This is a genomic window from Sorangium sp. So ce295, assembly GCF_051527405.1.
Classification (GTDB): domain Bacteria; phylum Myxococcota_A; class Polyangia; order Polyangiales; family Polyangiaceae; genus Sorangium; species Sorangium cellulosum_B.
This window is the reverse complement of record NZ_CP150324.1, coordinates 5,697,390-5,717,317: the sequence shown is the minus strand read 5'-3', so window position 1 is coordinate 5,717,317 and position 19,928 is coordinate 5,697,390. Positions and strand designations below refer to the sequence as shown.

Genomic DNA, 19,928 nt, shown 5'->3' with positions numbered 1-19,928 from the left:
GTGGCATACTGCGGGACCATGAACGAGGCGGCGCGCAGGATCGTCTGGACATGCGCCGAGTATCTCGAGCAGGAGCGGGCGAGCCCGACGAGGCACGAGTTCCTGAACGGCGAGATCTTCGCGATGACCGGCGGGACGCCGGAGCACGCGCGCCTGTGCCTGAGCGTCGGTGCCGAGCTCCGGGCGCAGCTCCGCGGGCGGCCCTGCGCGGTCTACTCCGCCGATCTGCGCGTCCGCGTGCAGGCGACCGGGCTCGCCACGTACCCTGACGTCAGCGTCGTCTGCGGGAGGCTCGAGCGCGATCTCGCAGACAACGACGCGGCGCTCAACCCGATCGTCCTGGTCGAGGTCCTCTCCGAGAGCTCGGAGGCCTACGACCGTGGGCAGAAGTTCGCGCACTACCGGCGGATCCCCTCGCTCCGGGAGTACGTGCTCGTCTCGCAGCACGAGCAGCGCATCGAGGTGTTTCACCGCAACGAGGACGACTCGTGGACCCTCCGGGAGGCCCGCGCTGGAGAGGGCGTGCACCTCGAGGCGATCGGGTGCGCTCTGTCGGTCGATGAGGTTTACCGAGACCCGTTCGCCGAGGTCGCGACGAAGGCAGAGGGGTGACTCCAGTATTCGTGATGAGCCTCGCTGCATCGGCTGGATGATCGGCTTGAGCGAGTGGTTGCTCGACACCCTCAACCCCGAGGGGGCTCGCGCGTCGTCGCCGTAAGCGGCGCGCGGCCTGCCGCGCCGCGCGGCCGAAGTCCTTGCGCTGCGGCGAGGTCGATGGGGAACCTGCCGCGGTGATGCGCCATGGCGCGGAGGGCGTTCCAACGTCCATCACCCGCCATCGACGGCATCCTGAAGAGAAATTTCGTCTCCGGACGTGAACGAACCTCACGAGGCCGGGAACAGAGCTCCGAAATCGAGCGGCGCTCTTCGATCAACGTGGCGATGCCCGGGGGCGTGAGCCGCCGGTCCGCGACGGTGATTCGAGGGAGCCGGCACACGACCAGGAGCCCATCGTGAACTTTCCACACCATCGCTTCGCTTCCCCGACAACGTCGATCGCCCGCGCAGCATCCATGCGCCTGCGAAGCGCGCTCTCGACGGTCCTTGTCTCGGCGCTGCTCGGGTCTTCAGCCCTGCTCGCGGGCTGCTCCGACGGCAGCGGGGCGCCGGCGACGCCGGACGCCGCGAGCGGCGCGGGCGGCGGTGGCGCCGGCGGTGCGGGTGGAGACGAGAGCGGCGGTGGCGGCGAAGACGCCGGCAGCGGTGGAGACGGAGGCGGAGGAAACCCGTCAGGTGAGTGCGCCGGCGATCCCACGCTCCACGCCAACACCGATCCCGACGACGTCGTGCAGCAGGGCGCCGACCGTCTGGTGCGCGACGACGAGTTCCCCGCCGTCCTGGTCGCGGTCCTTGATCGCGACGGGCAGACCCGCCACTACACCGCCGGCGTCGGCGACCTGGAGACCGGCGCGAGCGTGCCTGTCGACGGGCAGGTGCGCATCGGCAGCAACAGCAAGCCCTTCACCGCGGTGGTCGTCCTGCAGCTCGTCGGCGAGGGCAAGGTCGACCTCGACGCGCCGATCGAGACGTACCTGCCGGATCTCGTCCGTGGCGATGGCATCGACGGCCGCGAGATCACGGTGCGTCAGCTGCTGCAGCACACGAGCGGCCTGCCCGATTACGTCGGGCTGGCCCTGGGCGACGACGTCTTCGAGGTCCTGCACACCTACTTCCAGCCCCGCGCCCTGCTCGACCTGGCGCTGACGCAGCCGGGGAAGGCCGCTGGCGCCGAATGGGCGTACAGCAACACCAACTACATCGTCGCCGGCTTGATCGTCGAGAAGGTCACCGGCCGCCCTCTGGCCGAGGAGATCACCCGGCGGGTCATCGATCGCATCGGGCTGCGCAGCACCTATATCCCCGACGTCGGCGAGCAGGGCATCCGGGGGTGCCACCCGAAGGGCTATCACGCGGCGCTCGGTGAGCCGCTGCGCGACGTCACGGAGCTCGACCCGTCCCAGGCGGGGGCCGCCGGAAACATCGTCTCCACGCCGAGCGACGTGAACCGCTTCTTCTCGGCCCTGCTCGGCGGCGAGCTCCTCGACGCGGCGCAGCTCGAGGAGATGCGCGCGACCGTCGACGCTTCCAGCATGTGGCCCGGCTACCGGTACGGGCTCGGCCTGAGCAGCAGCCCGCTGCGCTGCGGCGGCGTCCTCTGGGGTCACGGCGGCGACATCTTCGGCTACGAGACCAGCGGCGGCGTCACCGAGGACGGCCGCGCCGTCACCGTCGCCGTCACGGCGCTGCCCTCGGCCGTGCCGAGCGTCCACACCCGCGAGGAGGCCTACGCCGCGTACGCCAACGTCCTCGCGCTCGCCGACGCTGCGCTGTGCGAGTGAGCCCCGGGCGCGCCCCCGCGCCGGTGGTCACGACCGCCGCGTCGGCACGATCCGGAGGATGAGTTCTTGCGACAGACTCGCAGGAGGCATGAACGAACCTCACGAGTCCGGGAACAGCGTTACGAAAAAGAGCGGCGCTCTCCGATGAACGCGGCGATGCCCGGCGGCGCAAGCCGCCGGCTCGCGGCGGTGAACCGAGCGCGCCCGCACGCGACCAGGAGCCGATCATGAGATCTCTGCACCGTCATTTCACTTCTCCGAGAACCCGGGCTGCCAGCGCAGCAGCGATGAGCTTGCGAAACGTCTTCTCGATGGTCCTCGTCTCGGCGCTGCTCGGGTCCTCAGCCCTGCTCGCGGGCTGCTCCGACGCCGGTGGGATGCCGGAGAACACGGGCGGCGGTGCCGGCGTGGGCGGAGACGCCGGCAGCGGCGGTCAGGACACCGGCAGCGGGGGTCAGGACACCGGCAGCGGGGGTCAGGACGCCGGCAGCGGCGGCCAGGACGCCGGCAGCGGGGGCCAGCACGCCGGCAGCGGCGGCGAGGATTCGGGCAGCGGCGGCGGAGGCGATCCGTCGGGCGAGTGCACCGATGGTTCCACGAGCGGCGCCAACACCGATCCCGACGATCCGGTGCAGCAAGGCGCCGATCATCTGGTGGGCGACCTCAAGTTCCCCGCCGTCCTGGTCGCCGTCGGAGATCGCGACGGGCAGACCCGTCACTACACCTCAGGTGTCGGCGATCTGGAGACCGAGGCGAAGGTGCCTGTCGACGGGCAACTGCGCATCGGCAGCAGCAGCAAGACCTTCACCGCCGTGGTCGTCCTGCAGCTCGTCGGCGAGGGCGATGTCGACCTCGACGCGCCGATCGAGACCTACCTGCCGGACCTCGTGCGCGGCGACGGCATCGACGGCCGCGAGATCACCGTGCGTCAGCTGCTGCAGCACACGAGCGGGCTGCCCGACTACGATGATGTGCTCCTGGCCGAGGGCGTCTTCAAGCTCCAGCACACCTACCTCGATCCCCACGCGCTGCTCGACATGGCGCTGGCGCAGCCGGGGAAGGCCCCCGGCAGCGAATGGGCATACAGCAACACCAACTACGTCCTCGCCGGCATGATCATCGAGAAGGTCACCGGCCGCCCTCTGAACGAGGAGATCACGCGCCGGATCATCGAGCGCATCGGGCTGCGCCACACCTACCTCCCCGGCGTCGGCGAGCAGGGCATCCGCGGGTGCCATCCAAAGGGCTATCACACGGACGTGCCCGGCGAGCCGCTGCAAGACATCACCGAGCTCGACCCGGGATGGGGATGGGCCGCCGGCCAGGTGATCGCGACCCCGAGCGACCTCAACCGCTTCTACACCGCCCTCTTCGGCGGCGAGCTCGTCGAGCCCGCGCAGCTAGAGGCGCTCCGCACCACGGTCGACGCCCCCGCCATGTGGCCCGGCGCCCGGTACGGGCTCGGCGTGATCAGCACCCCGCTGAGCTGCGGCGGCCTCGTCTGGGGCCACGGCGGCGACATCCCGGGCTACCACACCCGCGGCGGCGTCACCGAGGACGGCCGCGTCGTCACCGTGGCGATCACCGTTCTCCCGTACTTCGTGTTCTGCGAAGAGGGCGCCGAGCAGGCGTACATGGACGTCCTCGACCTCGTCGATACCGCCCTCTGCGAGTGACCGCCCGGGGGCGCTCGCGCACGCCGAGCGGCGGCGAGCCGGCGGGCGAGTCGCTGCCGGCTGAGCCGTCCGCTCGACCGGCGCTCGCCCGCCTGCGAACCGTCGCGGCACGCGGCTTGCGACGCACGCGGGGTGGGGGACGCGGCCGCCTCTCATGGCGGGATCGCTCGACCCTGGAGCAGGGCAATGCTGGATGTCGCAGCCAGGGATATCTTCGTCATCAGCGATCTGCACATCGGTGACGGCGGCGCGCGCGACAACTTCGAGGCAGGCAAGAAGACGTCGCAGCTGCGTGCATTCCTCGACCACGTGGGCAGCGAAGGAGGCGAGCTCTTCATCCTCGGCGACCTCTTCGAGCTCTGGCAGATGAACCTCAGCCTCCTGTTCGTGAAGCGGCGGGCGCTCCTCGACCAGCTCGCCGCGCTGAGGCTCGTCTACGTGCCCGGCAACCATGACGTCGATCTCGTGCACTTCATCGACACCGACCTCCTCAAGCACCCCTTCTTCGCGTGCATGCGCGTGCCGTTCACCCGAGCGCTCGGCGGCAAGCGGTTCCGCTTCTGCCATGGGCACGAGACCGATCCATTCAACGCCGGGGACGAGCCTGGCTTCGGCCGCATGTTCTCCATCCTGGCCGGCGTCGCCGAGGACGAGAACGGCTCTCCTCTCCTCAAGGGCGGCGAGAGCGTGGAGGACGTCCTCGAGCAGTTCGGCGACTCGATACTGACGATCTGGAAACGCACCCTGGCGACGATGAGCCAGCGCGCGACCGAGGGGGACCCGTCCCCCCCCGGGGCATTGACGCCGGCGCAGAACCCGGACCGGCTCGGCGAGCACGTGGTCGGGGTCCGCGCGGAGCTCGACACGGGCGCCTACGACGTGGCTGTCCTCGGGCACACCCACAAGGCAGGCTCCATCGGTGACTGGTATTTCAACAGCGGTTCATGGGCTGGGCCTCTCAACTCGTTCCTTCGCATCTCTCCGGACGGACATGTCCGCTATCTGGAGTGGAAAGACGGTCGCGCCGTCGAGCGCGGGATGCCCCTCGTGCTCCCGGACGCGAAGCCCGATCGCGCACGTCCGGCGACGAAGAGCCCGGTCGCCGCGGCCCTCTCCGCCGCGAGGACGATCTTCCCGAAGCCGACGCGCCCGGAGCGCTCCCGGTGGATCCTCATCGCGCAAGGCGCCCTCGCGCTCTCGGTGGGCGCCGGCGCGCTGACGATCTCCGTCGGTCAGGGTTCCTCCGCGGGGTGGCGCCTGCTCGTCCTGGCCTTCGCTGCCTACGCGCTCGTCGATGGCGCCCTGTCGCTCGTCGGCGCGTTGCGGGAGCCGCCCATCCGACGCCTCCTCTCCCGCGTGCGCGGCGTGGCGAGCCTCCTTCTGGGCCTCGTCGTGCTTCGTCGCGGTTACGTGGTCGAGATGTTCGTGGTCCTCGTGGGGTTCTTTGCGTTCATCTCCGGCGCGCTGCGCGTCGCGGCGTCGATCGTGCTCAAGGGAATGGTGGAGTCGAAGTGGCTCTTCGTCGTGGGCGCTGGCTCGACGCTCGCCGGCCTCGTCCTGCTGCTCTTGCCCGCGTCGGCGGTGCCTCTCAAGTTCGTGCTGGCCGGCTATCTCTGTTACTACGGGGCAGGGGAGCTCCTGGCAGGCGTCTTCGGGCAGCGGCTGCCCAGGGCGGCGGGCGTCCGTCCCTCCTCATGAGGCCGCTCCCGCGCCGCCGGACAACGCTCCTTCCTGCCCGCGCGTAGAAACACCCCCTCTCCGGGCGTCCTTGATCTACGCTCCTGCGCGTCTGGCAGTCCGGCGGCCGATCGCGCGGGGAGGCGTTCTCGCGGCGCGACCAGGGTGCCGGGCGCTCTCGCGGCGCGCCTCCTCGCTCTCGCTGGCCTCCCGGCCGCCCCGCGCGCATCGCAGGTCAAGGGCCCCTCGGAGCTCCAGCCATGAAGATCTCCCTTCCGATCCCGCCGTCCCGCCGCGCCCCGCTCGCCGCCCTCGCCGCGGGCGCCGCCCTCGCCGCGGGCGCCGCCTGCTCGGCTCCGCACCCGCCTCTGCCGCCCGAGCCGCCGCCGGTCGCTCCCCCTGCGCCCACGCCCACCCAGGCCGCGCCCCAGGCCCCGCGCTTCGATCAGATCCCCCGGATCGAGCTCAACCGCATCGCCGTGGAGCTCGATCTCCCGCTGTTCTGGATCGCCGATCGCAACGGCTCGGGCGCCGTCGACCCCGACGAGGTCTCCGCCCTCTGGCGCCACACCCCGGCGCCGGCCTGGGTCGCCTCCGGGGCCTTCACCCCGGCGTTCACGTCGGCGTATGCCGCGATGACCAAGGTCAAGGCCGAGGGCCACCTGCGCGCTGGCCTCGACGAGGCCGAGGTGCGCCGCCGCGATGCCGTCCTCGCGGAGCTCGCGGCCGGCCGCCCCTCGCTCCTCCGGTCCGACTTCCGCGGCGCGCCGGCCGAGGATCGCGCCATCGTCGGCCACCTGCTCAAGGTGGCCGAGCTCATCGAGCAGATCCACGCGAAGCAGCTCGGCTCCGCCGGCATGGCCGACAAGATCCCGGCCGACGACCCCGCCAGCCGGGCGTTGTTCTGGCGCAACCAGGGGCCCTGGTGCCAGCAACCCAGGACGCGCGACGATCCGAGCTGCAGCGCGCTGCCGAGCAGGCCGCCCCGCGTCACGGGCGTCTATCCGGCGCGCCTCCAGCAGGACAAGAAGTTCTGCGCCGCGCTCGAGGCGCGCCCGGATCAGAAGGCGCTCCTCTCTCCCTTCACCGTGGTGGTCGAGGAGCGCGGCGCCCTCAAGGCCGTGCCTTACAGCGAGGCCTACAAGCCCGAGATGGAGGCGGTGAGCCGGGAGCTCAAGGCGGCGGCCGAGGCGATCCAGAGCCCGAGCGAGGCCGCCTTCAAGGCCTACCTGCTCGCGGCGTCGCAGGCGTTCCTCGACAACCGCTGGGAGGCCGCGGACGAGCCCTGGGCGAAGATGAACGCCGAGAACTCGGCGTGGTACCTGCGCGTGGGGCCGGACGAGACCTACTGGGAGCCGTGCAGCCGCAAGGCGGGCTTCCACGTGAGCTTCGCGCGGATCAACCAGGAGTCGCTGACCTGGCAGAAGAAGCTCGATCCGGTGAAGTCCGACATGGAGACGGCCTTCGCGGGCCTCGCGGGCGCGCCGTACAGGGCGCGCAAGGTCGCTTTCCACCTGCCCGATTTCATCGACGTCCTCCTGAACGCCGGCGAGTCGCGCGCCGCGACCGGCGGGACGTCGGGGCAGAGCCTGCCGAACTGGGGACCTGTCGCGACCGAAGGCCGCGGCCGCACCGTGGTCATGGTGAACCTCCTCCAGGACGACGACAGCCGCGCCGCGCTCCGGGAGGCCGCCGCGTCGCTCCTCTGCAAGACCACGATGGAGAGCGTCTCCCTCGAGCGCCCCGTGGCCGCGCTCGGGACGGTGCTGCACGAGGCGGCCCACAACCTGGGCCCGGCGCAGGGCTACAAGGTGCAGGGCAAGACCGACGACGAGCTCTTCGGCGGGCCGCTCGCCGTGATGCTCGAGGAGCTCAAGGCCCAGACCGGCGCGCTCTTCTTCACCGGCTGGCTCGCGCAGAAGGGCGTCCTCGACCCGGCGCTCGCCCGCATGTCCGAGGTGAGGGACGTGATCTGGGCGCTGGGGCAGGCGGGGCAGGGCATGTACACAGCGGGCGGCGAGGCGCGTCCTTACGGCCAGCTCGCCGCGATCCAGCTCGGCAGCCTGCTCGACGCAGGAGCGATCGGCTTCTACCGCGGCGAGACCGCGGCGAACGGCGCGGACAAGGGGTGCTTCTCGATCCAGTCGGACAAGATGCCCGCCGCGGCGGAGGCGCTCGCGAGGACGGTGCTCGGGATCAAGGCGCGCGGCGACAAGGCCGGCGCGCTGCGCCTCCGCGAGACGTACGTCGAGAAGGCCGGCGCCTGGAAGGCGCTCCGCGGCGTGATCGAGGAGCGCATGCAGCGCATGCCGCTCGGCAGCGTCGTCTACGCGATCGAGCTGTAGCGGGTCGTCCCCCTGGGCTGCGCGCTGGCATCCATGCCGAGCCGCGCGCTGCCTGCCGCGCGCTCAGCGGACCGCAGCCCTGACCAGCCGCAGCAGATCGTCGAGATCGACGGGCTTGCGGACGATCCAGAGCGCTCCCTCCTTCATGCAGCGCGCGGCGGCCGTGTCGGAAGCGTGCGCCGTCACCACGATGACCGGCAGGTTCGGGTGGAGCCGCTTCAGGGCGGCCAGGGTCTCATCGCCGCCCATGCCTGGCATCCGCAGGTCGGTGATCACCAGATCGAACGGCTCGCCCTGGACCTGCTCGACCGCCGCTTCGCCGGTCGCTGCGGTGGCGACCTCGTACCCTTCGAAGGACAGGAACGTATCCAGCGTCTCTCGGATGTCTGGCTCATCGTCGATCACCAGGACCCGCGGCCTGTTGCCCTGGGGCTCGCTCAGCTGGTTGTTCACGGCGTGTCCCCGTCGCGGCCTTGCACGTGAGATGCGGGCAGCCACATGCGGATCGTCGTCCCCGCGCCGAGCTCGCTCTCGACGCGGATGTCGCCGCCGTTTTCCTGGATGAACCGATGCGTCAGCGAGAGCCCGAGGCCGGTCCCCTTTCCCGGCGGCTTGGTGGTGAAGAAGGGCTCGAAGAGGCGGTCCAGGTGTTCGGGGCGGATACCAGAGCCGGTGTCGTGCACCTCGATCTGCACGCCCTCGATGTCCCTGTGGCGGAGGGGGTGAGCCTCGACCTCGACGGTGCCGCCGCGCGGGGTCGCGTCGATCGCATTGCCGATCACGTTGAGCAAGGCGGAGTCCAGCTGCGCCGGATTCACGAGCACGGTGGGCAGCGGCGCCGCGGTGGAGCTGTTCACCTTGAGGTGGACGGCGCGCCCGCGCGCCCGCGGCGTGGAGAGCTCGTACGCGCGGCGGAGCGCGGTGGACATGTCGCACGTCTCCCGGCCGATCGTCTTGCCGCGCGAGTAATCGAGCAGCGCTCGCGTGAGGTCGGAGCAGCGGTGGGCCTGCTGCTCGATGGTGCGCAGGACCTTGAGCAGCAGGCGCTCATCGGGCATCCCATGGCCGTCGCGCTGCCGCTTGAGGACGAGCTGGGCGTTCATCAGGATGATGGCGACCGGGTTGTTCAGCTCGTGCGACAGCCCCGCGACCAGGGTCCCGATCGCCGCCATCTTGCCGGCCTGGACGAGCTCTTCCTGCGTCTCCGAGAGCCTCTTCAGGGCCGTCGCGAGCTCGATGTTCTTCGCCTCGAGCTCCTGGTAGGCGCGGTGCAGGCGCTCGGCCGCGCGGACCCGCGCCTTGAGCTCCAGCGGATCGAACGGCTTGACCAGGTAGTCATCGGCGCCGACCTCCAGCCCCCCCACCGTTTCGGCGCGGCTCGCCTTGGCCGTCAGGAGGATGATCGGGATAGAGCGGAGGCCGGGCTCCCGCTTGAGCCGCCGGACCAGCTCGAAGCCGTCCATTTCCGGCATCATCACGTCCGATACGATGACGTCGGGCCGGCTCGCCTTGACCGCTTCGAGCGCCTCGCGGCCGTTGGTCGCCAGCGCGATCTCGTACTCGGCCAGCAAGATGTCCTCGATGTAGGACCGCATGTCCGGGTTGTCTTCCACCACGAGCAGGCGCGGCGCGGGCTCGGTCCGCCGCACCCCGGCGCCGCTCGCGCCCATGGCGCGCAGCTCGGGCTGTTCGAAATCGCCCGCGCTGGCAGGCGCTCCATTCGCGCTCGTCCGCGCCGGCGAGCCGGGGGGCGGCGGCGCGATCCGAGGGCCCGCAGCGCGCGGCAGGCGCACGAAGAAGCGAGAGCCAACTCCGGGCTCGCTCTCCACGCCGAGGGTGCCGCCCATCAGCTCCGTGAGCTCTTTGACCAGCGACAGCCCGATCCCGGTCCCCTCGTGCTTGCGCGTCATCGACGCGTCGATCTGCTGAAACCTCTGGAACAAGAGGTGCATCTTGTCCGACGGGATGCCCGGACCGGTGTCCTCGACGCAGAGCTCGACTACGCCGTCGCGCGGCCGCAACCCGACCGTGACCCGACCGCCCGGCGGGGTGAACTTGAGCGCGTTGCCCAGCAGGTTGAGCGCGATCTTCTCGAATTTACGCCGATCGAGGGGGACCGTGCCCAGCGCGGGGTCGACCTCTAGCGCGAGCTGCAGGAGGCCCCGCTCCGCCGCTGGCCGCGCTTCTTCCACCAGGTCGGCGACGAGCGTCGTCACGTCGACCGCCTCCCAGTCGAGCAGCATCTTGCCGGCCTCGATCTTCTGGTAGTCGAGCACGTCGTCGACAAGCCGGTGCAGCCGCCGCCCGCTGCGCTGAATGCGCTCCAGGTGCGTCCGCACCTTCGGCGACAGCGGCTCGTCCGGGCTCGACAGCAGCGACTCGAGCGGCCCGAGGATCAGCGACAGCGGCGTCCGCAGCTCGTGGCTCATCATCGTGAGGAACTCTCCCTTGGCGCGGGCAGCGGCGTCCGCGGCCTCCTTGGCCTTGTGCAGGTCGAGCTCCATCTGCTTGCGCTCGGTGATGTCGGCGTAGATCCCGAGCAGCCCCGTCACCTCGCCGCTCTCGTCGCGGATGGGCACCTTGCTGGTGAGCAGGACCCGCCGCTGGCCGTCCGGGCGGAGCAGGGGCTCCTCGATGTCGAGCATCGGGACGCCCCGCTCCATGACCTCGCGGTCGATCTTCACGAAAGCGGCCGCGTCCTCCCCCGTGCCCCAGACGTCGAAATCGGTCTTGCCCAGCAGGTTCTCCAGGACCCTTGTGTGGGTGTCGTTGAGGAAGTTCTGGTTTCCTCCGAGAAACCGGCCCTGGCGATCTTTCCAGAAGATCGCGTGCGGGACATTGGCGATGACGTATTTCAGCACCGCTTGTTGCTGGTCGAGCGCGTCCAGCGCCCGCTGTCGTGCGGTGATATCGATGCACGTGGCGAGGGCGCCAGTGACCTTGCCGGCCGGGTCCCGCAGCGGGATGTAGCGAGCCTCCAGCCAGCCTTCCGGCATCTGCCCGACGGTCGTCACCGCTCGTCCCTCGAGGGCATGGCGCGCGTTCTCGGTGACGCACGGGTAGGCGGCGAACACGTGGAACACCGAGCGGCCCACGCGCTCGCCAGGCTTCAGCCCCAGGGCCTCGAGCCCGCGCCCCTCGAAGAGGGTGATGATCCCGCGCTCGTCGAAGGAGAAGAGCGCGAGCGGCGCATGGGTGAGCACCGTGCGCAGCCGCGCCTGGGCATCCACCGGCGTCGGGGCCCGGGAGCTCGGTCCACGGGCGGCGCGCGTTCGGGGGGGGTCGAGATGGCCGACCTCGGCGGGTTGGCGGCAACGGTACGACATGGTTTGTGGGGCAACCAACATAAGGCCGGCGCCAGGGACGTTGAAGCTCCACACCGCCAGAAAACCGGCCGCGGGGCCGGCGCCATCCGTCGCGTTTCCTCCATGATTTCCATCGTGTAGGGCTACCGACGGGATGGATCTCATCCGCCGCGCCGCGCTCGCACCGTCGTGCTACAGGCCCGAGCCGGTGATCGCCGTCTCCGCGCTGCTCTTGCCGGCGGCACGCGCCGATCGGCTCGCCCGGAGGACGGCGTGACCTCGGCGCAGCTCCATGAGACGGCCTCGCCCGCGGGCGAGGCGGCGAGCGCGCGCGGCCGGCGCCGCGCCCTCGGCCTGCTCGCCCTCCTCGGCCTGCCGGCGCTCGGCCTCGGGGAGCTCGTGGCGCACGTGTACTTCAGCGAGAGCGCTCCGGATTTCGACGCCTGGCGCGAGGTGGGGGCGCCCCTCGCGGCGATGAAGCAGCCGGGGGACCTCGTGGTCGTCGCGCCCGGATGGGCCGATCCGGCCGCGCGCCGCGCGCTCGGGGACGAGCTGATGCCTTTGCGCGACGCCGCCCGGCCCGACGAGAGCCGCTACGCGGCCGCGGTCGAGATCAGCGTCCTCGGCCAGCGCGCCGAGGAGCTCGCGGGCTTCCGCGAGGAGGCGCGGCAGGAGCGCGGCCCCTTCGTGCTCCGGCGCCTCGTGAACCCGTCGCCCGCGCGCGTCGTCTACGACTTCGTCGACAACGTCGCGCCGGCGTCGGCCGACGTGCGCGTCACGGATCCTCCGGCCGCGTGCCGCTGGAACCCGCGCGCGCGGATCGCCGCCGGCGGGCTCGGCGGGAACCCGACGTTCCCCGCCGAGCGCTTCGAGTGCCCCGGCGGCCCGTTCTTCAACGTGGGCGTCACGGTGATCGCGGACGAGGAGTTCCGCCCTCGCCGGTGCATCTGGTCCCACCCGCCGAGGGACGGCGAGATCGTCACGCGCTTCCGCGGCGTCCCGCTCGGCTCGGTGATCCGAGGGCACGCCGGCATGTACTGGATCATCGAGCGGGAGCGGCGGGGCGCGCCGGTCACGCTGTCCGTGCGCGTGAACGGCGAGACCGTGGGCGAGGCGACGCACGCCGACGGCGACGGGTGGGCGGCGTTCGAGTTCCCGCTCGCTGCCCACGCGGGCGCGGCCGGGGCCGAGGTGGAGTTCGCCGTGAGATCCGCCGACTTCACGCACCGCCACTACTGCTTCGAGGCGGACACCCGATGAAGCGCTCGGCGCCCCTCGCGCCCGCCGACGGCCTGATCGCGCTCGCGTTCGCGGCGGCGTACGTCGCCCTGCTGCTCGCGACCGCGGGTGATCTCGGCTACGCGCGCGACGAGGGCTTCTACTTCTTCGCCGCGGACCGCTACGGCGCGTGGTTCCAGGCGCTCCTCGAGGCGCCGCGCGCGGCGCTCGATCCGCACCGCGTCGACGCCGCCTGGTCGGTGAACCACGAGCACCCCGGCCTCATCAAGTCGCTCTTCGCGCTCTCCAACCTCGTCCTGCACAAGCGGCTCGGGCTCTTCGCCATGGAGGGCACGAGCTACAGGTTCCCCGCGATGGTCCTGTCGGGCGTGGGGGTGGCGCTCGTGTACCTCTGGGGCACACAGGCGCGCGATCGGCTCGCCGGCGCGTCCGCGGCCGTGCTCTTCGCGATGCTGCCGCGGTACTTCTACCAGGCGCACCTCGCGTGCTTCGACGCGCCGATCGTGACCGTCTGGGCGCTGTGCGCCTACGCCTACTGGCGCTCGCTGCGGGACGGCGGGGCGCTGTGGCCCGTGCTCACCGGGGTCGCCTTCGGCCTGGCGCTCGACACGAAGCACAACTCCTGGTTCTTGCCGATCGTCTGCGTCTCGCACGCCGTCGGCATGGAGCTCAGGGACCGGATCGTCGCGCGCGCGATCGCGGCGAGGGCGGCGCCCGCCGCCGCCGCCGCGGCGTCGCCTGCGCGGCCCGGAGGCGCCCGGCGACCTCTGGCCGCGCTCGCCGCGATGGCGACGATCGGCCCTCTCGTCTTCTACGCGCTCTGGCCGTGGATCTGGCGCGACACGCTCCCGCGCCTCCGCGAGTACGCGTCGTTTCACCTGAACCACGAGTACTACAACATGGAGTTCCTCGGCCGGAACTACTGGACGCCTCCGATGCCGAGGGCCTACGCGCCCGTGATGACGGCGGCGACGGTCCCCGTCGTGACGCTGGTCCTCTTCGTCGCCGGGCTCTGCGCGGCAGCGCGTGAGCGCCTCCTCTATCCGCTCGCGTGCGCGGCGGCGCGGCTCGCCCCGGGAGGCGGGCGGCTCGCGCTCGCCGCGGAGCGGGCGCTCGCCGCGCGGCTGCGTCCGCCCGCGGACGACCCTGGCGGCACGGCGCTCCTCTGGTTCCTCGCCATCGCCGCGGTGTACGGCGCCTGGCTCTCCCCGAGCACGCCGATCTTCGGCGGCACGAAGCACTGGATGACGGCCTACCCGTTCATCGCCCTGTTCGCCGGCGCCGCGTTCTCCGGCGCCGTGCGGCGCGCGCGCGTCGGTCTACGCGCGCTGCTGCTTTCCCGGCGCGCGCGCGGACCCCGCGCGCGGGCCGGCGCGAACACCGCGCGCGCGGCCGCGCTCCCACGCGGCCCGCTGGTCCCGGCGCTGCTCGGGGCGGCGGTGGTCGCGGCGCCCATCGCCGAGACGCTGCACGCGCACCCGTGGGCGCTCTCGAGCTACACGCCGCTGGTCGGCGGCGCGCCGGGCGCGGCGAACCTCGGGCTGAACCGCACCTTCTGGGGGTACACCACGGGCGCGGTCGTCGCGTACCTCAACGAGCACGTCCCGCCTCGAGGGACTGTGTACATCCACGACACCGCTGGCCCGGCGTGGGAGATGTTGCTGCGCGACGGGCGCCTGCGAGAGGACATCCGCGGCGTGGGGGCGGTCGCGGGCGCGGACTTCGCCCTCTACCACCACGAGAAGCACATGCTGGGGCAGGCGTACCAGGCGTGGGTCGCGTTCGGGACCACGAGCCCGGACCACATCGCCGGACCCGATGGCGTCCCGGTGATCCTGGTCTACCGCAACTGCGCCCGCTGAGCGCGATCAGCGCTTCTTCGCCGCCGCCTTCTTGGCGGGCGCCTTCGCCGCCTTCTTGGCGGGCGCCTTCGCCGCCTTTTTGGCGGGCGCCTTCGCCGCCTTCTTCACGGAGGCCGGCGCCGCGGCCTTCCCGGTCGCCGCCTTCTCTGCCGGCGCGCTCGCCTTCTTGGTCGCGGCCGCCGGCTTCTTCGCCGGCTCCTTCTTCGCGCCTCGGACCGCCACGGCCCTGGGCTTGCTCGCCGCGGGTTGCTCCGTCGCCGGCTCGGCCGGCTTGCGGGGCTTCTCACGCGGAGCGGCCTTCTTGGAGGGCGCCTCCTCGAGGTCCTCGTCCTCCTCTTCGTCGAGGTCCTCGTCCTCCTCCTCGTCGAGGTCCTCGTCCTCGTCGTCGAGGTCCTCGCCCTCGTCCTCCTCGTCGAGGTCCTCGTCCTCCCCTTCGTCGAGGTCTTCGTCCTCCTCGTCGAGGTCTTCGTCCTCCTCGTCGAGGTCTTCGTCCGCCACCGCCACCGGAGCAGGCTCGCGGCGTCGTGACGGCGGGGCGTCGTTGCGCAGGGGAGCGGCGGCCGGCTTCCGGGCAACGTCGAGCTCGTCGAGCGGGTCGCCGAGCACCACCGCGATCTCACGCTTGAAGTCGGTCATGTGGCTGTCGACCTCGAGCGCATCCTGCTCGGACAGCGGCGTGAGCTTGAGCTTGAGGACCCGATCGCCCGCGAGCTCCCACGACGCGGCGCAGCCGCCCTCGCGCAGCATCCTCGAAGCGATGGAGTCGATCCGCTGGCGCAGACCGCCGCGCGCCCCGGCCTCGATCTTGCGCTGCAGCTCGAAGCGGCGCTCCATCATCGGGAGCGTCACCACCTTCGCCTCGACGAGATCGGAGAGCTCGTCGGCCACCGCCTCCTCGATCTCGAGCCGCGCGTCGGGGTCGCTGCTCTCGAGCGAGAATATCGCCTCGCGGAGCTCGGGATCGTAGCCCGTCAGCTTGCCGCCGGCGCTCTGGGCCGCGCGCGTCAGCGACTCGTGCAGCACCTGCGCCGGCGCGCGCTTGCCGACCGTCGAGGCGACGTACCCGAGCGTGTCCAGGCGCACGTGCACAGGGCCGTCGTCCTCGAGGGCGAGCTCGGGCCGCGGCCCGAGCAGCGCGTCGCGCATCACGCGGAACACGTCCCGCTTGATCACGTTGTCCTCGGTGAAGATGTCCTCGACGTGCTCGGACTCCATCAACGTGCTCGTGAGGCTCGCCACGAGCTCCTCGACCTGGTCGTCGATCTCGTCGGTGCCGAACGTGGTCGTGGGCTCTCCGTCGACGAGGGCCCACGGCTCGAGCCGAGGCGTGATGGCCGCGATGTCCGCAGCCATCTTGTCCTCCAGCTCGCGCGCGAGCGCCGTCGCGCCGCCCCTGGCCACGAGGATGTGCCCGTGCGCCTTCAACGCGTCAACGATGCTCGTGGAAAGTCGGCGGGAGAGATTGCGCTCGTTCACGAGGCGCGCAGCTTACACGGTTTGCGCGGCCTGGCGATATTTGAAGACCGCGGATCGGCCGTACTCAGGGGTCGTTCTCGATCACCTTGATCAGCACGCCGCCGATGCGCTCCGGGATGACCGCGCGCGCCGCGTCGGCTCCTCCGGACCGGATGCTGACGCGGACGATGAAGCCGACCCCGTCCTCCCGCTCGACCCCGATGCCGACACACCACGGCTCGCCGCTGATCTTGGCCTTGAGCTCGTCCTTGGCCCGCCGGGCCGATCCCACGTCGCTCATCTCGTTCACCTCTCCTGAATGGGAGCGCGGTCTGGCAACCTCTCGCGCTCACTCGCTGGTTCCGACCGCCAAGACCTGCCACGTCGCGGGCGCGTCGGCGACGCCCGCGGCGCCCGCCTCAGAGGTGCCTGCGCGCGATCTCGGCCCACGTGCCGGTCGGCTCGATCTCGAGGTACCTGCGCCAGCACGGGCGCGCCTTCGTCGGATCGCCGATCTGCTCGTAGGCCATCGCGAGGTTGTAATAGGCGTCCGCGAAGCGCGGATCGCTCGCGATCGCGCCCTGAAAGTAGCGGATGGCGTCGGCCGCCTGGCCGCGCTCGAGCATCACGTAGCCGAGGTTGTACTGCGCCTCCGGCTGGGCCGCGTCGAGATCGAGCGCCTTCATGTAGAGCGCCTCCGCCTGCTCCTCGGCGTTGCGCCGGAAGCAGATGTTGCCGAGGTTCGTGTAGGCGATGGCCAGCCACGGGTCGATCTCGAGCGCGCGGCGGTAGAGCGCCTCGGCCTCGTCCATCGTCGCCGGATCCTCATCGAGCTGGCTGGCCTGCATGTAGAGCTCGTAGGCCGTGCGCGCGCGCTCCCGACCCACCTTCGGGCGGAGCACCCGCACGACGTCGTCGCGCAGCTCCTTCACCTCGAAGTCGAGCACCATCTGCCCCGTGAGCGGCTCGAACGCGCCCGACGCGCCCCGGACCACGACCGCCTTGCCGTCGAAGGCGACGCGGAGCTCGGCGAGGGGGCGCGTCACCTTGGGGAGCGCGGTCCGGATGTTGTCGATCGCCCGCGCGACGTCGCGCAGGCGCACCTTGCGGGCGATCAGGTCGCGCGCGGCGCGCAGCGCGATCAGGTCCGAGAAGGTGTACGCGCGCCGCCCCCGCCGCCGGCCGCTCGGCGCCGCGATGCCGGCGCGATCGAGCGAGCGCAGTCGCCCGGGCGAGATGCCGAGCAGCCGCGCGACCTCGGTGCCGGTGAACATGTCGGTGACCGGCTCGCGGGCGCCCGGCGCAGGGAGCGGCGCCTCCGTCGCGCCCGCCTGCGGCGCGGGCGGGGGCTGCGACACCCGCCCCCCACCAGGGCCGAACACGACGTGGATCACCTTGTCGGAATTTCCGGAGGCGGAACGGTCCTTGTTGCTCATCGCAGCGTCACCGGCTCCGCGCCGACGATCGGCGGAGGCAGAGCGCGTCGTGGGGAGCGTACCCCGCCTCGCGCCGGAGTGCTCCCGTTCTCCACGTGGACACGCGCGTCAAGGGGGCGCGGCCCGCGGTCGCGGTCTCGTCGGGAAGGTCCTTGCATCGCCATCACGCGCGCGCCGTCCTGTCCGTCGTTATCAGCACGCGCGCCGTGACGTCCACGGTCAGCGCGAACGAGACCGCCGCGGCGCGCGGCGCGAAGCCGCAGCGGATCTCGGCCTGCATCGGCCCGAGCGGGCCCCCCGCGCGCGCGGCGGCCTCTCGGTGCGCCACGCGGAGCGCCCGCAGCCTCAGGTGAGGGTCGAGCGCGAGCGCCCGATCGAGCAGCGCCGCCAGCGGCGCGTCCGGCGGCAGCGCGACGTGCACGCTGGTCGACCCGTAGTAGACGAGCGCGCCCCCCTCGTCGCGGGTGCTGCCCTCGCTCAGCACGTCGGCGCTGTCGAACAGCGCGTGGAGGGGCCCCGTCGAGCAGGTCACGAGCTCGATGTGCCTCCGCTGGAGGAGCGGTGGACGCTGGACCTTCGCCAGACCGGGACCGGGTAGACGCTCGCTGCGCGACATGGCGATCGCGATCGTGGCACCGCTGCGCGCTGCGTCCCAAAAGCGCGCGGAGATTCGCACAAAGTTGCTGCGGCACCTGATTTCGTGCGGGACGCCGGGGGCCGCGCGGCCGCGACGAATTTGGCCACGCGAGGCGCGCCTTGCCACGATGCGTGCCGCGCCGAAGGGCGCGAAGGAGCGAGCATGGACTACACCGGCACGGAGCGCCGCAAGCACCGGGTCTTCATCACCCGCAACACGGAGTATCACGTCCGCGACGACATCTGCGTCGCGGTCCGCGATCGGGCCGCGCGCAAGTTCAGGCCGGCCCACCTCGCGCTGCACCTGAAGCTCCAGGGCGCGGTTCGGATCAACCCGAACGGCGTCGTGATCCCGGAGCCGCAGAACGCGCGCGTCGGCAGCCCCATCTATTTCACCCAGATGGATCACGACGGGATGGAGCGGCAGATCGTGACGAGCCGCGTGGAGGCGATCGAGCGGCCCGAGAAGGCCACGGTGCTCCAGTACCCCTCGTGACACAGCGGAGCGCCCGGCCGCGCGGCGCGGGCGCTCGTCGTGGACGTGGTCTTGGTGGTCGTCGTGCGCGCCCCGCCGCGCGGGCGCTCGTCGTCGAGCGCGCAGGGCGTGGCGTGTCCGCTCAGCCGAGCGTGCAGAAGCCTTCGTAGTCGATGTAGCTCGTGATGGTCGGCGACTCGCCGCAGACGGGGCAGTTCTTGTCGCGGCGCAGCTTGAGCTCGCCGAACTTCATCCGCAGCGAGTCGTACGTGAGGAGCCGGCCGATGAGGGGCGCCCCCTTGCCGAGGATCAGCTTCACCGCCTCGGTCGCCTGGATCATGCCGATCGTCCCCGGCAGGATCCCGAGCACGCCCGCCTCCTGGCAGCTCGGCGCGAGGTGGGCGGGCGGCGGCTCGGGGTAGAGGCACCGGTAGCAGGGGCCGACGCCCGGCATGAACGTCGTCACCTGGCCCTCGAAGCGGAAGATCGAGCCGTGCACGACCGGCTTCTTCTTGAAGACCGAGGCGTCGTTCACGAGGTAGCGCGTCGGGAAATTGTCGCACCCGTCGACGATGATGTCGAACTGGTCGAAGATGCGGTCGACGTTGCCGCTGTCGACGCGCTCCTGGAACTTCACGACCTTCACGTCGGGGTTCAGGTCGCGGATCGCGATCTCGGCGCTGTCGACCTTGGGCTTGCCCACGCGCGAGGTCGCGTGGAGGATCTGCCGCTGGAGGTTCGAGTTGTCGACGACGTCGGCGTCGACGAGGCCGAGCGTCCCCACGCCGGCGGCGGCCAGGTAGAGGGCCGCCGGGCTGCCGAGGCCGCCGGCGCCCAGCAGGAGCACCTTGGAGGCGAGCAGCTTGGCCTGCCCCGCCTCGCCGACCTCGGGCAGGAGCAGGTGCCGGGAGTACCGATCCCGCTGCGCGTCCGTGAGGTTGGGCGGCATCTCGACCGGGTAGGCCATGTCCTTCCAGCGGGAGAAGCCCGGGTTGGCGCTCTCCACGTTGGTGTAGCCGAGCTCCTGGAGCGTCTTCGCGGCGAGCGCCGAGCGCGTGCCGCCGGCGCAATAGGCCACGATGTGGGCCGACTTGTCCGGCAGCTTCTGCTCGACTTGGATCTCCAGAAAGCCTCGCGGGATCGAGATCGCGCCCGGGATGAAGCCGGCGCGGTACTCCTCCTTCTCACGCACATCCAGGAGCACCATCGGGACCTTGTCGTCGAGGCGGCGCTTGAGCTCAGTCAGCGAGAGCTCGCGGATGGACTTGCGGACGTCGGAGATGAGGTCGCTATAGGTCGTAGGCATCGTGGCTCCTCAGGGATGGAGAGACTTAGGTGCCCGGCGCTACGAGTCAACGACGGACGGCCGGCGGTCGAGAATTGTGGCCACGCGGGCAGAGCGAGCGCCGCGCCGGCAGACGCG

General features: G+C 71.4%; 16 protein-coding genes. 9 read left to right on the top strand and 7 right to left on the bottom strand.

Annotated elements, in window-relative coordinates; translation table 11 throughout:
• The first annotated feature begins 18 nt into the window (after positions 1 to 18).
• The 5 genes from WMF11_RS21600 to WMF11_RS21580 all read left to right on the top strand — a co-directional run bounded on the left by WMF11_RS21600 (position 19) and on the right by WMF11_RS21580 (position 8,097).
• Positions 19 to 612, top strand: a complete 594-nt coding sequence (locus WMF11_RS21600) for a Uma2 family endonuclease (RefSeq protein ID WP_437978745.1) — start codon at positions 19 to 21, stop codon at positions 610 to 612.
• Between the two features lie 401 nt (positions 613 to 1,013).
• Positions 1,014 to 2,399, top strand: a complete 1,386-nt coding sequence (locus WMF11_RS21595) for a serine hydrolase domain-containing protein (protein ID WP_437978744.1) — start codon at positions 1,014 to 1,016, stop codon at positions 2,397 to 2,399.
• A 227-nt stretch (positions 2,400 to 2,626) separates the two neighbouring features.
• Positions 2,627 to 4,075, top strand: a complete 1,449-nt coding sequence (locus tag WMF11_RS21590) for a serine hydrolase domain-containing protein (protein ID WP_437978743.1) — start codon at positions 2,627 to 2,629, stop codon at positions 4,073 to 4,075.
• A 186-nt stretch (positions 4,076 to 4,261) separates the two neighbouring features.
• Entirely contained in the window at positions 4,262 to 5,773 is a 1,512-nt protein-coding gene (locus tag WMF11_RS21585; protein WP_437978742.1) for a metallophosphoesterase, read from the top strand.
• Positions 5,774 to 6,012: 239 nt separating this feature from the next.
• Positions 6,013 to 8,097 carry a hypothetical protein gene (locus tag WMF11_RS21580; RefSeq protein WP_437978741.1) on the top strand — a complete coding sequence of 695 codons (2,085 nt, stop codon included), beginning with the start codon at positions 6,013 to 6,015 and terminating at the stop codon, positions 8,095 to 8,097.
• 63 nt (positions 8,098 to 8,160) lie between these two features.
• Here WMF11_RS21580 and WMF11_RS21575 read toward each other — a convergent pair whose 3' ends face one another.
• Positions 8,161 to 8,550 (bottom strand): response regulator, encoded by a 390-nt coding sequence (locus WMF11_RS21575; protein ID WP_437554370.1) that lies wholly within the window; start codon positions 8,548 to 8,550, stop codon positions 8,161 to 8,163.
• On the bottom strand, positions 8,547 to 11,477 hold the full coding sequence (locus tag WMF11_RS21570) for an ATP-binding protein (RefSeq protein ID WP_437978740.1): 2,931 nt from the start codon (positions 11,475 to 11,477) through the stop codon (positions 8,547 to 8,549). The genes WMF11_RS21575 and WMF11_RS21570 overlap by 4 nt, the downstream gene beginning before the upstream one ends.
• A 79-nt stretch (positions 11,478 to 11,556) precedes the next feature.
• Between WMF11_RS21570 and WMF11_RS21565 the strand changes: the two genes are divergently transcribed.
• The 3 genes from WMF11_RS21565 to WMF11_RS21555 are packed head-to-tail and all read left to right on the top strand — an operon-like array spanning position 11,557 to position 14,503.
• The gene (locus tag WMF11_RS21565; RefSeq protein ID WP_437538562.1) at positions 11,557 to 11,679 is read left to right on the top strand and encodes a hypothetical protein; all 123 of its coding nucleotides are present in this window, start codon (positions 11,557 to 11,559) and stop codon (positions 11,677 to 11,679) included.
• Positions 11,676 to 12,662, top strand: a complete 987-nt coding sequence (locus tag WMF11_RS21560) for a hypothetical protein (RefSeq protein WP_437978739.1) — start codon at positions 11,676 to 11,678, stop codon at positions 12,660 to 12,662. Before WMF11_RS21565 ends, WMF11_RS21560 begins: the two co-directional genes overlap by 4 nt.
• A complete protein-coding gene (locus tag WMF11_RS21555) occupies positions 12,659 to 14,503 on the top strand; it encodes an ArnT family glycosyltransferase (protein ID WP_437978738.1) in 1,845 nt (614 codons plus the stop codon). The genes WMF11_RS21560 and WMF11_RS21555 overlap by 4 nt, the downstream gene beginning before the upstream one ends.
• Before the next feature lie 6 nt (positions 14,504 to 14,509).
• Here the strand turns inward: WMF11_RS21555 and WMF11_RS21550 are convergent, their stop codons facing one another.
• The 4 genes from WMF11_RS21550 to WMF11_RS21535 all read right to left on the bottom strand — a co-directional run bounded on the left by WMF11_RS21550 (position 14,510) and on the right by WMF11_RS21535 (position 18,010).
• Positions 14,510 to 15,979 carry a hypothetical protein gene (locus tag WMF11_RS21550; protein WP_437910384.1) on the bottom strand — a complete coding sequence of 490 codons (1,470 nt, stop codon included), beginning with the start codon at positions 15,977 to 15,979 and terminating at the stop codon, positions 14,510 to 14,512.
• A 64-nt stretch (positions 15,980 to 16,043) separates the two neighbouring features.
• On the bottom strand, positions 16,044 to 16,259 hold the full coding sequence (locus WMF11_RS21545; RefSeq protein WP_272099673.1) for a hypothetical protein: 216 nt from the start codon (positions 16,257 to 16,259) through the stop codon (positions 16,044 to 16,046).
• Positions 16,260 to 16,377: 118 nt separating this feature from the next.
• Positions 16,378 to 17,394 (bottom strand): tetratricopeptide repeat protein, encoded by a 1,017-nt coding sequence (locus WMF11_RS21540; protein ID WP_437554358.1) that lies wholly within the window; start codon positions 17,392 to 17,394, stop codon positions 16,378 to 16,380.
• A 163-nt stretch (positions 17,395 to 17,557) separates the two neighbouring features.
• Positions 17,558 to 18,010: a hypothetical protein gene (locus WMF11_RS21535; RefSeq protein ID WP_437554356.1), complete on the bottom strand. Its 453-nt coding sequence runs from the start codon at positions 18,008 to 18,010 to the stop codon at positions 17,558 to 17,560.
• A gap of 183 nt (positions 18,011 to 18,193) precedes the next feature.
• On the opposite strand from WMF11_RS21535, the gene WMF11_RS21530 reads away from it, so the two are divergent.
• Positions 18,194 to 18,526 (top strand): hypothetical protein, encoded by a 333-nt coding sequence (locus tag WMF11_RS21530; protein WP_437554354.1) that lies wholly within the window; start codon positions 18,194 to 18,196, stop codon positions 18,524 to 18,526.
• A gap of 121 nt (positions 18,527 to 18,647) precedes the next feature.
• Here WMF11_RS21530 and moeB read toward each other — a convergent pair whose 3' ends face one another.
• Positions 18,648 to 19,811 carry a molybdopterin-synthase adenylyltransferase MoeB gene (moeB, locus tag WMF11_RS21525; protein WP_437554352.1) on the bottom strand — a complete coding sequence of 388 codons (1,164 nt, stop codon included), beginning with the start codon at positions 19,809 to 19,811 and terminating at the stop codon, positions 18,648 to 18,650.
• Between the last annotated feature and the right edge of the window lie 117 nt (positions 19,812 to 19,928).

Excerpts from the sequence above, each read along its gene's own strand:
- WMF11_RS21600 (WP_437978745.1), top strand. The coding sequence starts at position 19 with ATGAACGAGGCGGCGCGCAGGATCGTCTGGACATGCGCCGAGTATCTC.
- WMF11_RS21590 (WP_437978743.1), top strand. The coding sequence starts at position 2,627 with ATGAGATCTCTGCACCGTCATTTCACTTCTCCGAGAACCCGGGCTGCC.
- WMF11_RS21585 (WP_437978742.1), top strand. The coding sequence starts at position 4,262 with ATGCTGGATGTCGCAGCCAGGGATATCTTCGTCATCAGCGATCTGCAC.
- WMF11_RS21580 (WP_437978741.1), top strand. The coding sequence starts at position 6,013 with ATGAAGATCTCCCTTCCGATCCCGCCGTCCCGCCGCGCCCCGCTCGCC.
- WMF11_RS21565 (WP_437538562.1), top strand. The coding sequence starts at position 11,557 with ATGGATCTCATCCGCCGCGCCGCGCTCGCACCGTCGTGCTACAGGCCC.
- WMF11_RS21555 (WP_437978738.1), top strand. The coding sequence starts at position 12,659 with ATGAAGCGCTCGGCGCCCCTCGCGCCCGCCGACGGCCTGATCGCGCTC.
- WMF11_RS21545 (WP_272099673.1), bottom strand. The coding sequence starts at position 16,259 with ATGAGCGACGTGGGATCGGCCCGGCGGGCCAAGGACGAGCTCAAGGCC.
- WMF11_RS21540 (WP_437554358.1), bottom strand. The coding sequence starts at position 17,394 with ATGAGCAACAAGGACCGTTCCGCCTCCGGAAATTCCGACAAGGTGATC.
- WMF11_RS21535 (WP_437554356.1), bottom strand. The coding sequence starts at position 18,010 with ATGTCGCGCAGCGAGCGTCTACCCGGTCCCGGTCTGGCGAAGGTCCAG.
- WMF11_RS21530 (WP_437554354.1), top strand. The coding sequence starts at position 18,194 with ATGGACTACACCGGCACGGAGCGCCGCAAGCACCGGGTCTTCATCACC.
- moeB (WP_437554352.1), bottom strand. The coding sequence starts at position 19,811 with ATGCCTACGACCTATAGCGACCTCATCTCCGACGTCCGCAAGTCCATC.